The sequence below is a fragment of the Bacillota bacterium genome, assembly GCA_029961055.1.
GTDB lineage: Bacteria > Bacillota > Sulfobacillia > JAIMAT01 > JAIMAT01 > JAIMAT01.
Genome location: JASBVM010000017.1, coordinates 106,256 through 119,784, shown reverse-complemented (window position 1 = coordinate 119,784; position 13,529 = coordinate 106,256). Strand labels below are relative to the sequence as shown.

The following is a 13,529-nucleotide window of genomic DNA, read 5'->3' as shown; positions in this document are numbered from 1 at the left end:
CGCTCAGCTGCCGGCCCCGCGGAGCTGGAGCTGCCGGAGGAGCGCCTCGATGGCGGGATCGCCGGGGCGGAGCCGGTCGGCCTGCTCGGCCTGGGCGAGCGCTTCCCTGGGGCGCCCGCTGGCCGCCAGCGCCTGGGCGTAGAGGAAGTGGGCGTCGGCCTCCTCCGGCCGGGACCAGGCGGCACCCTCGAAGGCCTGGGCGGCGGTCACCGGGTCCTGGGCGTGGAGGGCCGCCTCGCCGTACCGGTAGAAGAAGTCGTAGTAGGCCGGCCGTTGGCCCGCGGGGACCAGCGCCCGGGTCGCCGCCAGCACCGGCGCCCCGGCAGCGGGCAGGAAGAGGGGGAGGAGCGGCGCCACGGCGACGGCGGCGGCCACCGCCATGGCGGCCCAGGCCAGCGGGGCCGGGCGGTCCCCCGGCCGGCCCATGGCCAGGCCCAGGAGGATGCCGGCCAGCAGGCCGCCCACGTGGGCCCAGTTGTCGATGTTGGGGACGATCAGGCCGTAGCCCAGGATGACCAGGATCCAGACCGCCATGGGCGTCAGCATCTGCCGGCGCACGGCCGGGGTGGCCGACCAGAGCGCCACCAGGATGGCGCCCAGGAGCGCCATGATGGCGCCGCTGGCGCCGACCGCCAGGCTGACCGCCGGCAGCCCGACCAGCCCGGCCAGCCCCGCCGCCACACCGCCCGCCAGGTAGATCAGAAGGGTGCGCGCATGGCCGTAGGCGCCTTCCGCCAGCGGCCCCACCTGCAGGAGCGCGAAGCCGTTGAGCAGCAGGTGGATCCAGCTCCCGTGCAGCCAGGCGTAGGTGAAGAGGCGCCACGGCTGCCCGAGGACGATGAGCGCGTTGAGGCGCGCCCCCCAGTCCAGGAGGACGGACTGGGAGAACGGGTCGCTCCGGACGCCCTCGGCCATTCCCACGGCCGCCATCAGCCCCAGGAGGAGCGTCGTCACCCAGGGGTTGGCCGAGCTCCCCGGCACCGCGAGCCAGCGGCCGAGCCCTCTGCGGCGCTCCGGCGGCGCCTCCTCGATGCGCCGGCGTTCCTCCGGGCCGATGGGCGCGAAGCGGCCGAGCGCCGGGTGGCGCGCGGCCACGGCGGGCCCCCGGATCTCCTGCCGGCCGGGGTCGACCACCGCCAGCTGGACGCTCCACCCCCGTTCCGACAGGAAGGGGCCCGCCGCCAAGGCGGCCGGCCTCCCCGGCTCCGTCACCGCCACCCCCAGCGCCTCCACCCCGCGGCCCGACCAGCTGCGCAGGCCGCGGGCCCAGCCGGCCAGCGCCTGCAGCGCCTCCTCCAGCCGCTCCCGGTCGGTGGCCACCGCCGGCGGGAGGAGCGCCAGGAGGTCGAGGCGCCCCCACCGCTCCCGGATCAGGACGCGGTCGGCCAGCTCGGCCAGACGGGGCGGGACGCCCTGCGCCCACTCGTACCCCTCTTCGACGATGAGGCGCTCGCCCGCCGCCTCCAGATAGATCCCGGCCGTATCCGGGCCCTCGGACACCCTGCGACCCCCTCGCCGTGAACTCTACCATCTCCGCCTCGCCGGCCGGCAGACGGTGGAGCCCGCGCCCTGCGGCCGGCCCGATCGACTCGACGGCGGCGGAGCGGGGAGGGCCGGGATCCGGGGCCGGAAGAGGCTAGAATCGAACCGAGAGAGCACCCGGTGCGCCGCACCGCCCGCCGTCTCCGGGCCGGGCGGCGTCCCGGGCGGGGGGATGGGCGAGACGAGCGAGAACGAGCGTCCGGAAGAGGAGGACGACCTCCTCCGGCGGCGGGCCGACCGGAAGGACTTCTTCAAGATCCTCTTCGGCTCGCTGGTCCAGACGGTGGACAACTTCGCCCGCCACGCCGGCGTCGGCGAGGAGGTCGAGCGGCAGGCGGCCGAGGTGGAGGCGCTGGCCACCGGCGGCCGCTGGACCCGGCTCCTGCCCTCGGCGGCGGTGCCGGACGCGCCCCACCTGCGCGTGGCCGAGGGTCGCGCGGTCTACGTGATGCGACCCCAGCCCGGAGGGCCGCCCCGCGCCCTCGAGGGCGTCTGCCCCGTCGACCGCCGCTTCGTCCAGTGGCTGGAGCGGGAGTCGCTCTTCCGCTGTCCGGCCTGCCAGGCCAGCTTCGGCCCGGAGGGGCTGCGCCTGGACGGCGCGGAGCCGCAACGCCTCCCCGAGCTGCGCTGCCGCGAGGAAGAGGGCTGGATCTACGTCCTCCTCCCCGAACAGGCCCCTTCCTGAGCCGCGCATTCGCTAGTAGGGCGGCTGCTGGATCCCCTTCAGCGCGGCCCACAGGTCGGGCGAGGCCAGGCCCAGCTGCCAGACGGCGACGCCGGCGAGGCGGTACTGCCGCACCAGGCCGACCCGCGCCTGCCAGGTGCGCGGCCCGTCCAGCCAGATCCGGACGCGGCTGCCCCCCTGCCGGTACTCCGCCAGGTAGAGGCCGGTGCGGGCGTCGTAGACCGGCTTCACCCCGTGCTGCGCCGCCAGCTTCCAGCCCTGGCTGGTGGAGACGGCGGCGGAGGTGAGCTTGGGTGCCCCGCCGCCGGGCGCGGGCGTCTCCGTCCAGACCCGGGTGTAAGAGGGCACGCCCAGGAGCAGCCGCGAGGCGGGGATCTGCCGGATCGCCTGGCGCAGCTGCGACTCCGTCCAGTCGACGGCGGCCACCGGTCCCGCCGCCGGCGCGCCGCTCCAGGTCTGGTCGTAGGCCATCAGCACCAGGAAGTCGGCCGCCGTGCCCAGCTCCGTGTGCTGGAAGAAGCCCGACCAGGTCGGGGAGCCGCCCAGGATGGCCACGTCCACGCTGACCGTCAGCCGCTGGGCGTGCGCGGGCGGGACCAGCTCCCGGACCAGCTGGGTGTAGAGCGGCCCGTCGGCGGGGAGGACGTTCTCGAAGTCCAGGTTGATCCCGTCCAGCCGGTAGAGCGCGGCCTGCTGCAGGAGCTGCGCGACGAACCGCTGCCGGGCGGCCGCGCTCTGCAGGAAGAGGTGCGTCCGCTGCGGGTCGAAGCCGTTGGTGGCCACCGCCCAGACCTGCATCCCCCGCCGGTGGGCGGCGTCGACGGCGCCCACCGAGCCCAGGCTGGTCACGTCGCCGGCGCCGTTGGCCAGCTCGAACCAGGTGGGGGCGAAGACGTTGGCGCCGGGCGCCGGCGGCGGGACGGCGCCGGGGAGGCCTTGCCGGGTGACGAGGCTGAAGGCCAGGTTGAGCCGCTCGCCCGGCGGGATCCGCGGCCCGTCGGCCGCTCCCGGCGCGCTTCCTGGCGGGTGCGGCGCCCACGCGGGCAGGGCGGCGGCCTGGCCGCCCCCGCCCGCCGCCTTGCCAGCCGCCTCGCCTGCCGCCGGCAGCGCCAGACCCGCCGGCCGGGCAGCCCGGGCCACCTGGCCGCCGCCCAGGCGGACGCGCCAGAGCGGGAGCCAGCCCAGGCGGCCCTGCGGATCCCTCACCTCGAGCCAGACCAGCGACTGGCGCAGGACCAGGAGCGGGGTGCCGGGCTTCAACCACGCGTAGGCGCCGCTTCGCCAGGAGGGGTGGGCGCGGAGCGGCACGTCGCCCGAGCCGCGCACGTGGCCGCCGCCGTAGGCGGCGCCGGCGGGGTCGGCCACCACCGTCCGCGACGCCGGGACCCAGGCCAGGGGCGCTCCGTAGAGCCGTTGCAGGAGCGCCAGCTCCATCCACGGCCGGCCGTCGTGCATCACCACCGGGAAGCGGAGGGGAAGACGGTAGACGGCGTCGCTCCGGGTGACGATCACCTGGCCCGAGGCGGCGTCCCAGACCAGGTGCGGGTCGAGGTGGCTCCGCACCCACTCCAGCGGCAGGAAGACCTGCGCCTGGCCGCCGCTTCCCACCACCCAGGGGCGCTGGGAGGAGAGGCGGTCGCCCTGGACGAGCACGGCGCCGCCGGAGGGCGACCAGGCCAGGCGGGGAAGCGGCCAGGTGAGCCAGCCGGCCAGGACGAGGACGGGCACGGCCAGGAGAGACCACGCGCGGCGCCGCGGCCAGGGCCGCCGGAGCGATCGGGGACGCGGAGCGGGCTGAGCGGTTCCCAGTGACGAGCTCATGCCCCGTTCTTCGCCTCCGCCCGCCCCGACCCTCCCCGGGGCGGCGGGCGACGCCTCCCCGGGAGGTCCCGGGAGGTCGCCGGGACGGCGCGGGAGCGCGGGGAGGAGCGGCTGCGGCCGGGGACGAAGCGAGGCGGGGAGGGGGAGGCGAGACGATGGCCGGCCCGGAGAGCCTCTACCTGCTGCTGGCGGGCGCTCTGGCGCTCCTGACCTGGCTCTCGCTGCGCCTTCCCGCGGCGGGCCGAGGGGTCGCGCCGCCTTCACGGGGGGAGGGAGGGGCCATGCAGAAGAGGGGCGTCGAGGCCGGCCTCCGCGGGCGCCCGGGGCGGGTCCTGCTTCCTCCCGGGCCGGGGCGGCCCGGCCTCGTCCGCCTGGAAGGCAGCGACGAGATCTGGAGCGCCGCCTCGGAGAAGGAGGAAGCGTTCCACCCCGGCGACCGCGTCCGCGTGGTGGGACGCGCCGGTGGCCTCCTGCTGGTGGAGGCCGCTCCCGGCGATGCGCTCAGCGGTCCCGCCGAGCCGGCTCCACGTTGACCGACTTGCCGCGGATCTGGTTGTCCCGCATGGCACGCAGCACCCGCGCGGCGTGCTCCTCGGGCACCTCCACGAAGGTGAAGCGGTCGTAGATGTCGATGCGGCCGATGACGCTGCCGGGGATGCCCGACTCGCCGGCGATGGCGCCCACGATGTCGCCGGGCCGGACGCGGTCGCGCCGGCCGATGTCGATGAAGAGGCGGACCATGCCCGGCTCCGCGCCGGTATCGCCGAAGTCGGCGGGTCCGGACGGCTCCTCCTCGGCGAGGGCGCCGGAACGGGCGCCGGTGTCGAGCATCCGCAGCAGGTGGGCGACCACCTGTTCGCTCTCGTACTGTTCCAGGAGCTCGTGGGCGATGCGGGCGTAGGGCGCCAGATCCGGCTCCGCCTCCGGCACGGCCTGGGCCTCTTCCTCCTCGGGCGCTCCCTCGCCCGCCTCCAGCGCGTCGAGGACGCGCTCGGCCAGGGCGCGGAAGTGGCGCTCGCGCACCTCGGCCACCGTGGGCACGGCGCGGCGCTCGATGCGCGCGCGGGTGAGCCGCTCGATCAGGCGGAGGAGGCTCCGCTCCCGCGGGGTGACGAAGGTGATGGCGACCCCGCTCCGGCCCGCCCGTGCCGTCCGGCCGACGCGGTGGACGTAGACCTCCGGGTCCTGCGGGATGTCGTAGTTGAAGACGTAGTCGACGCCCTCGATGTCCAGGCCGCGGGCGGCCACGTCCGTGGCCACGAGGATCTCCAGCTGGCCCGAGCGGAACTGGGCCATCACCCGGTCGCGCTCCCGCTGGCTGAGGTCGCCGTGGAGCGCCTGGGCGGAGTAGCCGCGCTCCTGCAGGTGGTCCGCCAGCTCGTCGACGCCCCGCTTGGTCCGGCAGAAGACCAGCGCCATCCCCGGGTCTTCCACGTCGACGAAGCGGCAGAGCGCCTCCAGCTTCTCCCGGTCGCGCACCTCCACCCAGTACTGCTCGACGACGGGGACCGTCAGCGTCGTCCCCGCCACCCGCACGCGCGCCGGATCGCGCAGGAAGCGCCGCGCCAGCCGCTCCACCGGCTCGGGCACGGTGGCCGAGAAGAGCATCGTCTGGTGCTCCGGCGGCGTCTCGGCCAGGATCGCCTCCACGTCGTCGATGAAGCCCATGTCCAGCATCTCGTCCGCCTCGTCCAGCACCAGGAAGCGGACCGCGTCCAGCGAGAGCGTTCCCCGCCGCAGGTGGTCCAGGAGCCGCCCGGGGGTGCCCACCACGATCGGCGGCCCCTGGCGGAGCGCGTGGATCTGGCGTTCGATGGCCTGGCCGCCGTAGACTGGCAGGGCACGGGCGGGAAGGAAGCGGCCGATGCGCGTCAGCTCTTCGGCCACCTGGATGGCCAGCTCGCGGGTGGGGCAGAGGATGAGCGCCTGAACCGGGCGGTTCGGCTCCAGCCGCTGGAGGATGGGGATGCCGTAGGCGGCGGTCTTGCCGGTGCCCGTCTGCGCCTGGCCGATCAGGTCGCGCCCCTCCAGGGCGATGGGCAGTGCCTCGGACTGGATCGGCGTGGGCGTCTCGAAGCCCATCGCCGTGATGCCCTGCACCAGCTCGGGCTTGAGGTGGAGTTCGGAGAAACTTCCAATGGCCACGGGGGCGCAACCTCCCCATCGAGATGAACGTGCCGGCCTCCCGCGGGAGCCCGACACCTGTATGCATTCACACTAGCAGTTACCGGTCTCGCCCGCCAGATCCAAGGCCGGGCGGTGCCCGAGGAGGTCCGACGGATTGAGTCCGGAGAGCGAGGAGCGGGCCCGGGAACGCCCCTGGCCAGCCCGGCTCCTGAGGAACGTGGCGCTGATCGCCCACGTCGACCACGGCAAGACCACGCTGGTGGACGCGATCCTCCGCCAGACCGGCGCATTCCGCGAGAACCAGGCGCCGGTGGAGCGGATCCTGGACTCCAACGAGCTGGAACGCGAGCGCGGGATCACCATCCTGGCCAAGAACACCGCGGTCTTCTACAGCGGGCACAAGATCAACCTCGTCGACACGCCCGGCCACGCCGACTTCGGCGGCGAGGTGGAGCGGGTCCTGGGCATGGTGGACGGCGCGCTCGTCCTGGTCGACGCGGCGGAGGGGGTCATGCCCCAGACCCGCTTCGTGGTGGAAAAGGCGCTCAAGGCCCGCCTCCGCCTGATCCTGGTGGTCAACAAGATCGACCGGGCCGGCGCCGACCCCGCACGGGTGATCGACCAGGTGCTGGACCTCCTGATCGCCCTCGGCGCCGACGAGGAGTCGGTGCTGGAGCTGCCCGTCCTCTACGCGGCGGGTCGGCTGGGCGTCGTCCGGCGCGAGCCCCCGCGCCGGGACGCCGAGGGTCGCCTCCTGGAGGAGCTGCAGGGCGACGTGCAGCCGCTCCTGGAGACCATCCTGGAGCGCGTGCCGCCGCCTTCGGGCGACCCCGACGCGCCGCTCCAGCTGCTGGTCACCAGCCTCGACCGGGACGAGTACCTGGGACGCCTGGCCATCGGCCGGATCGCCAACGGCCGCCTCCGGGACGGGCAGGGCGTGGCCGTGGTGCGCGGTCGCTCCGGCCACCCGCCGCGGCCCGGACGCGTCCAGCCGCTCTTCACCTTCGGCAGCCTCCGCCGGCTGAGGGCCGGGGAGGCGGAGGCGGGCGAGATCGTGGCACTGGCCGGCCTGGAAGGGGTGACGGTGGGGGAGACCGTCACCGACGCGCTGGAGCCGAAGCCGCTTCCTCCCCTCCAGGTGGACGAGCCGACCATGACCATGGTCTTCATGGTCAACACCAGCCCCTTCGCCGGCCGTGAGGGCACCTACCTCACCTCCCGCCACCTGGCGGAGCGCCTGGAACGCGAGCTGGAGCGGGACGCCGGCCTGATGGTGGAGCCGGGCGGACAGCCGGACCGCTGGCGGGTCTCGGGCCGGGGGGAGCTCCACCTCTCCGTGCTGATCGAGACCATGCGCCGGGAGGGATACGAATTCGCCGTCTCGCGCCCCGAGGTGATCTGGCGCGAGCGTGACGGGCGGCGCGAGGAGCCGCTCGAGCTCCTGGTGATGGACCTGCCCGACGACGCGGTCGGCCCCGTGCTGGAGGCGCTCGGTCCCCGCCGGGGCGAGATGCGGGCGATGACCCCGTCGGGACAGGGAAGGAGCCGCCTGGAGTTCCTCGTCCCCTCCCGCGGGCTGCTCGGCTTCGACAGCCAGTTCGCCACGCTCACGCGCGGCTACGGCGTCGCCTCCCACACCTTCTATGGCTACGGAGCCGATCGCGGCTCGATTCCGCTCCGCAGCCGCGGCAGCCTGGTCGCCTGGGAGCAGGGGGTGACCACCGCCTACGCGCTGGCCAACGCCGAGCAGCGGGGGACGCTCTTCGTCGGTCCGGGCGTCGAGGTCTACGAGGGGCAGATCGTGGGCGAGAACGCGCGCGAGGGCGACCTGGACATCAACGTCTGCAAGGAGAAACACCTGACGAACATGCGTTCGTCAACCGCCGACGTCGCCGTCCGCCTGGCGCCGCCGCGCCAGCTGACGCTGGAGGAGGCGCTCGAGTTCATCCGCGAGGACGAGCTGGTGGAGGTGACGCCGCGGGCCATCCGGCTGCGCAAGGCGATCCTCGACCGGGAGGAACGGGCGCGGTTGCGCAGCGGCCATGTGAGCCGGATGGAGGCGGGTCGTCGGCGCTGAGGCGGGCGAGTCCGGCGCCGCCGCTCGGCCCGCCGCCGGGCGGAGAAGGCTATGGCTGCGGCCTGCGAGTCGTGAGGACGCTCCAGGCGTACCGCTTCGCGCTGGATCCTTCTCCTCGCGCGGCCGGGGCGCTGGCGTCGCACGTCGGCGCGCGGCGCTTCGCCTTCAACTGGGGCCTTGCTCGCGTGAAGGAGCGCCTGGATGCCCGCCGCCGGGGCGAGAATGTGGAGGTGCCCCGGACGCTCCCGGCGCTCCGGCGAGAGTGGCCCGGAGACGCGAAACGCCCGCGGACGGGGTGCAAGACCTGCGCCTGCGCAGACGGTCCCGGAGGAAGCGGGAAGCCGGCGGCGCGAGAGCGCGTAAGACCGGCGCCTCCCCCCGGTGATCTCGGCTTGGGCCCGCAGGGGCGACCTGGGCGCCGCGCCCGGACATACCGCCCCGGCCGCCGGGAAAGCTAGCGGCTGCGGACCGCCCGAGGCGGATCCGCAGGAGGTGTCTCTCGCATGGCGGAGGCGAAGGGCGGCCGGAACCTGAGGGACGAGGCGCGCCGGGAGGCGGAGAGGCGCGGGCGCCAAGGCGCGCCGGAGGAGGCGCGCCGGGCGGCGGCTCGGGACGCCTTGAGCGACGCGGACCTGCGCGCCGCGGCCACCAGCGAGCGTGGTGCCGCGGACGAGACGGCGCAGGCCGGGTGGGTCTCGAGCGCGGCCACCGACGCCGCCAGCGACGCGATCCACCCGGGGGCTCCGGGAACCAGCCGGCAGGCCTACCCGCGCTACGGCAACTCGCCCTACGACCGGGCCGGCAAGGCTGGCCAGGCCGCGGCGGAGGCCGACGAGGAGAACACCTAGGCGGCGGACGTCCCCGGGGCGCGCGTGCCCCGGGGCGTGACGCCGCCGGGACGCGCCCGGCCCGCGGGGTTCAGGCCCCGGTGACGACGGCCTGGGCGCGTTCCCACATCTCGTCCGGCAGTCGGAGCCCCGCCGCGGCCACGTTCTCCTCGACGTGTTCCGGCCGGCTGGCGCCGATCAGGGCGGCGCTCACCTCGGGCCGGCGGAGCACCCAGGCCAGCGAGAAGCGGGCCAGGCTGACGCCCGCCTCCGCGGCCAGCTGGCGGAGGCGTTCCGCCCGCTCCAGGGCGGCCGGCTCCAGGTAGCGGGCCATCACGCCCGCGCCCACCCGGGCAGCCCTGCTGCCGGCGGGCGGTTCGGCCCCGGGCCGGTACTTGCCGGTGAGGACCCCCTCGGCCAGCGGCGAATAGGCGACCACCCCGATCCCCTCGCGGGCGCAGAAGGGGAGGATCTCCTGCTCGATCTCGGGCGCCAGGAGGTTGTAGTGCGGCTGGTCGGCGGCCAGGCGCGCCCAGCCGTGGCGCTCCTGGATGGCCAGCGCCTCCGCCATCGCGAGCGCGCTCCACTCGCTGACGCCGGCGTAGAGGACCTTCCCCTGGCGCTGCATGTCCTCCAGCGCCCGGAGCGTCTCCTCCAGCGGCGTCTCCGGATCGAAGCGGTGGCAGTAGAAGAGGTCGACGTAGTCCACGCCCAGGCGGCGCAGGCTTCCTTCCAGCGATTCCATCAGGTGCTTGCGCGAGAGCCCGCGGTCGTTGGGCCCCTCGCCCACCGGCCAGAAGGCCTTGGTGGCCAGGACGTAGGAGGTGCGGGGGAGGTCCCGCAGCGCCTCGCCCAGCACCCGCTCCGCCTCGCCGTGCTGGTAGACGTCGGCGGTGTCGAAGAAGTTGACACCGAGGTCGTAGGCGCGGCGGATGCAGGCGATCGCCTGCTCGCGGCCGACGCTTCCTCCGTAGGTGAGCCAGGAGCCGAGGCCGATCTCGCTGACGCGCAGGCCGGTCCGGCCCAGGTGGCGGTACTCCATCGACGGCATGCCTCCCTGCGGGGCGGGCGTGCCCGGCTCTCCCGGGCGCTCCGCCCCCGGATCTCCCCCGGACCTCCCGGGGCAGGTCTCCAGCGTAGTCGTCGCCCGCCGCGCGTGCAAAGGGCGCCGGGACTAGTATGAAGGCAGGGGAGGGGAGAAGGACGGAGGAGGGGGGCAAGCCGCTGGCGGCGGAGCGGGTCGCCGGCGGATGGCAGCGTTACGGTCGCCAGATGATCTTGTCCGAGGTCGGCGTGGCCGGACAGGAGCGCCTGCGGCAGGCGTCCGTACTGGTGGTGGGGGCGGGCGGGCTGGGTTCGCCGGCCGCCCTCTACCTGGCTGCGGCAGGCGTCGGCCGGATCGGCGTGGTGGACGGCGACCGGGTGGAGCTCTCCAACCTGCACCGGCAGATCCTCCACGCCACGGCGGACCTGGGGCGTCCCAAGGCGGTCTCGGCGCAGGAGCGCCTCCGGGCCCTCAACCCGGAGGTGGAGGTGGAGATCCACCCCGTCCGGCTCACTTCGGCCAACGCCCTGGAGATCCTGGCCGGCTACGACCTGGTTGTCAACGGCTCGGACAACTTCCCCACCCGCTACCTCCTCAGCGACGCCTGCGTCCTGCTGGGCAAACCCTGGGTGGACGCCAGCGTCCTGCGCTGGGAGGGGCAGGTGACGGTCTTCCTGCCCGGCGGAGGCTGCTACCGCTGCCTCTTCCCGTCGCCGCCTCCCCCGGGGAGCGTGCCCAGCTGCGCCCAGGCCGGCGTGATGGGCGCCGTCACCGGCGTCCTCGGCAGCCTGGAGGCGGTGGAGGCGATCAAGCTTCTCCTGGGGGTCGGGCGGCCGCTCAGCTCTCGCCTCCTCCTCTACGACGGCCTCGAGGGCGACTTCCAGGAACTCGCCTGGGCGCGGAACCCGGCCTGCCCCGCCTGCGGAGATCACCCGGAGCTGACCGGACTGATCGACTACGAGGCCTTCTGCGGGCTCGCGCCCGGCCCGGAGGAGGAGGGCGGGGCCCGCGCGCGCGACTCGTACGCCGAGGGCGCCGACGGCGCCAAGGGCGGGGAGGGCGAGGAGGAGGTCCCGTCGCTCGCCCCCGCCGAGGCCTGGCGCCTGCTCCGCCAGGAAGCGGCCCAGCTGGTGGACGTGCGCGAGCCATGGGAGTTCGCGCAGATGCGGATCCCGGGCGCGCGCTCGATCCCGCTGGGAGAGCTTCCTGGGCGGCTGGGGGAGCTGGAGCCGGGGCGGCCTCTTCTCGCCGTCTGCCTGGCCGGGCCGAGGAGCGCCGAGGCGGTCCGCCTCCTGCGCCGCCGCGGCTTCCGCCTCGCCTACAACCTCGAGGGCGGCCTCCTCGCCTGGGAGACGGAGCAGCTGCCGCTGGAGAGCGACGGGCCGTGAGCAGGCGGCAGGGGAGAGCGGTCCTCCACTGCGACGCCGACGCCTTCTTCGCCGCCGTCGAGGTGCTGGATCACCCCGAGCTGGCCGGGAAGCCGGTCATCGTGGGGGGCCTGGGCCCGCGCGGCGTGGTGGCCACCTGCTCCTACGAGGCGCGCCGCTACGGCGTCCACTCGGCCATGCCCATGGCGACGGCGCGGCGGCTCTGCCCGAAGGGGGTCTTCCTGCCGGGCCGGCACGAGCGGTACCGCGAGGTCTCCCGGCGTATGTTCGCCGTCTTCCAGCGCTTCAGCCCGGTGATCGAGCCGCTCAGCGTGGACGAGGCCTTCCTGGAGGTGCCGGCGGGGGAGGCCGAGGCGCTGGCGGTCGAGCTGCGCGCCCAGGTCCGGCGCGAGATCGGGCTTGCGGTCTCGGTGGGCGTGGGGCCGAACAAGCTGGTGGCCAAGATCGCCTCGGACCTGGCCAAGCCCGACGGCTTGCGCGTCGTCCGGCCGGAGGAGGTGCCCGGCTTCCTCGCGCCGCTACCGGTGCGGCGGCTCTGGGGGATCGGCCCGCGCACGGCCGAGAGGCTGGAGCGGGAGGGGATCCGGACCGTCGCCGACCTGCGCGCGCGGACGGAGGGCTGGTTCCGGGCGCGCTTCGGCCGCCGCGGCGAGCAGCTCCGGCGCTTCGCCCTGGGCGAGGACGACCGCCCGGTGGCGCCCGCCGGCGAGGCCAAGTCGATCGGTGAGGAAGAGACCTACCCCCGCGACCTGACCGACCGCGACCAGATCCTCCGCCGCCTGGCGTCCCTCAGCCAGGCGGTGGGCGCACGGCTCCGCGCCCTCCGGGTGGCGGGCCGCACCGTCACCCTCAAGCTGCGCACCGGCGACTACCGGACGCGCACCCGCAGCCGCACGCTCCCGCGGCCGGTCTCCGGCGACGACGAGATCTACCGGCAGGTACTCCCGCTCCTGGAACGGGCCTGGCAGGGCGAGCCGGTCCGCCTCCTGGGCGTCCAGCTCTCCGGACTGGAGGGCGAGGGCGGCCGCGGTGAGCAGCTGAGCCTGCTCCTCACCCCCGGGGCGGGCCGGGCCGGCGAGGCAGGCAGGTCGGAGAGCCTGTGGCGGACGGTGGACGCCCTGCGCGCGCGCTTCGGCCCGCGGGCGCTGGTCTGGGGCGCGGCGGAGGAATCGCGGTCCATCCGTCGTATGAAGCGGCAGCGACGAGAGGAGGGGTGAAGGTTGGCCACGGGTGAGCTGGAGATCACCTGGCTGGGCCACGCGGCGGTGCGGGTCCGGACACCGGGCGGCCGCCAGCTCCTGATCGACCCTTGGCTGGAGGGGAACCCCGCCTGTCCCGAGCCTTTCCGGGGCTGGCGCGAGGCGGATCTGGTGCTGGTCACCCACGGGCACTTCGATCATCTCGGCGATGCGGTGCGGTTGGGCCGCGAGAGCGGCGCGCCGGTGGTGGCGATCCACGAGGTGGCCACCTACCTGGGCGCCCAGGGACTTGCCAACGTGATCGGCATGAACAAGGGCGGCACGGTGGAGGCGGCGGGCCTCCGGGTGACCATGATCCCGGCGGAGCACTCGGGCGGCATCAGCGACGCCGACGGCCGGATCGTGGCCGGCGGCGCTGCGGCGGGCTTCGTCCTCACCCTGGAGGACGGGCGGCGCCTCCTGCACGCCGGCGACACGGCCCTCTTCTCCGACATGCGGCTGATCGGCGAGAGGCTCCGGCCGCAGATCGGCCTCCTGCCCATCGGCGACCTCTACACCATGGGCCCGGAGGAGGCGGCGGTGGCGGCGACCTGGCTGGGCCTCCAGGACGTGATCCCCATCCACTACGGCACCTTCCCGGCGCTGACGGGGACGGCGGAGGCCTTCCTGGAGGCGGCGGGACGGGTGCCTGGCCTGAGGGTCCACGTGCTGCGCCCCGGCGAGACCTACAAGGGTTGAGTTGGGAGGGGACGCCGCGTATTGTCATTACGTCGCGGCGCAGCGCGCGCCCCGCGCCGCGGGGCGCGGCTGCACAAGGC

Annotated in this window: 11 protein-coding genes and 1 pseudogene; 8 read left to right on the top strand and 4 right to left on the bottom strand. The window is 75.0% G+C overall.

Going from position 1 to position 13,529, the window contains the following annotated elements; all coding sequences use genetic code 11:
• Positions 1-3: 3 nt before the first annotated feature.
• The gene (locus tag QJR14_06280; protein MDI3317206.1) at positions 4-1,500 is read right to left on the bottom strand and encodes a rhomboid family intramembrane serine protease; all 1,497 of its coding nucleotides are present in this window, start codon (positions 1,498-1,500) and stop codon (positions 4-6) included.
• Positions 1,501-1,714: 214 nt separating this feature from the next.
• Here QJR14_06280 and QJR14_06275 point away from each other — a divergent pair, with 214 nt between their 5' ends.
• On the top strand, positions 1,715-2,227 hold the full coding sequence (locus tag QJR14_06275) for a hypothetical protein (GenBank protein MDI3317205.1): 513 nt from the start codon (positions 1,715-1,717) through the stop codon (positions 2,225-2,227).
• Between the two features lie 12 nt (positions 2,228-2,239).
• On the opposite strand, the gene QJR14_06270 is transcribed toward QJR14_06275, so the two are convergent.
• Entirely contained in the window at positions 2,240-3,955 is a 1,716-nt protein-coding gene (locus QJR14_06270) for a glycosyl hydrolase family 18 protein (protein ID MDI3317204.1), read from the bottom strand.
• Positions 3,956-4,203: 248 nt separating this feature from the next.
• Between QJR14_06270 and QJR14_06265 the strand changes: the two genes are divergently transcribed.
• Positions 4,204-4,581: an NfeD family protein gene (locus QJR14_06265; protein ID MDI3317203.1), complete on the top strand. Its 378-nt coding sequence runs from the start codon at positions 4,204-4,206 to the stop codon at positions 4,579-4,581.
• Here the strand turns inward: QJR14_06265 and QJR14_06260 are convergent.
• Positions 4,550-6,193, bottom strand: coding sequence for a DEAD/DEAH box helicase (locus tag QJR14_06260; GenBank protein MDI3317202.1), 1,644 nt, complete (start codon positions 6,191-6,193; stop codon positions 4,550-4,552). The two genes, QJR14_06265 and QJR14_06260, sit on opposite strands and share 32 nt — an antisense overlap.
• 136 nt (positions 6,194-6,329) lie before the next feature.
• Here QJR14_06260 and typA point away from each other — a divergent pair, with 136 nt between their 5' ends.
• The 3 genes and pseudogenes from typA (at position 6,330) to QJR14_06245 (ending at position 9,100) form a co-directional block, all read left to right on the top strand.
• Positions 6,330-8,252: a translational GTPase TypA gene (gene typA, locus QJR14_06255; GenBank protein MDI3317201.1), complete on the top strand. Its 1,923-nt coding sequence runs from the start codon at positions 6,330-6,332 to the stop codon at positions 8,250-8,252.
• Between the two features lie 71 nt (positions 8,253-8,323).
• A pseudogene (locus QJR14_06250) lies at positions 8,324-8,518 on the top strand (helix-turn-helix domain-containing protein).
• 237 nt (positions 8,519-8,755) lie between these two features.
• Positions 8,756-9,100 carry a hypothetical protein gene (locus tag QJR14_06245; protein ID MDI3317200.1) on the top strand — a complete coding sequence of 115 codons (345 nt, stop codon included), beginning with the start codon at positions 8,756-8,758 and terminating at the stop codon, positions 9,098-9,100.
• Positions 9,101-9,170: 70 nt separating this feature from the next.
• On the opposite strand, the gene QJR14_06240 is transcribed toward QJR14_06245, so the two are convergent.
• Positions 9,171-10,121: an aldo/keto reductase family protein gene (locus tag QJR14_06240; GenBank protein MDI3317199.1), complete on the bottom strand. Its 951-nt coding sequence runs from the start codon at positions 10,119-10,121 to the stop codon at positions 9,171-9,173.
• A 137-nt stretch (positions 10,122-10,258) separates the two neighbouring features.
• Here QJR14_06240 and QJR14_06235 point away from each other — a divergent pair, with 137 nt between their 5' ends.
• From QJR14_06235 to QJR14_06225, 3 genes are read left to right on the top strand one after another with little or no spacing between them, the layout of a single operon-like run.
• Positions 10,259-11,512: a HesA/MoeB/ThiF family protein gene (locus QJR14_06235; GenBank protein MDI3317198.1), complete on the top strand. Its 1,254-nt coding sequence runs from the start codon at positions 10,259-10,261 to the stop codon at positions 11,510-11,512.
• Positions 11,509-12,729, top strand: a complete 1,221-nt coding sequence (locus QJR14_06230; protein MDI3317197.1) for a DNA polymerase IV — start codon at positions 11,509-11,511, stop codon at positions 12,727-12,729. The genes QJR14_06235 and QJR14_06230 overlap by 4 nt, the downstream gene beginning before the upstream one ends.
• A 3-nt stretch (positions 12,730-12,732) precedes the next feature.
• Positions 12,733-13,449 carry a metal-dependent hydrolase gene (locus QJR14_06225; protein ID MDI3317196.1) on the top strand — a complete coding sequence of 239 codons (717 nt, stop codon included), beginning with the start codon at positions 12,733-12,735 and terminating at the stop codon, positions 13,447-13,449.
• The last annotated feature ends 80 nt before the right edge of the window (positions 13,450-13,529 follow it).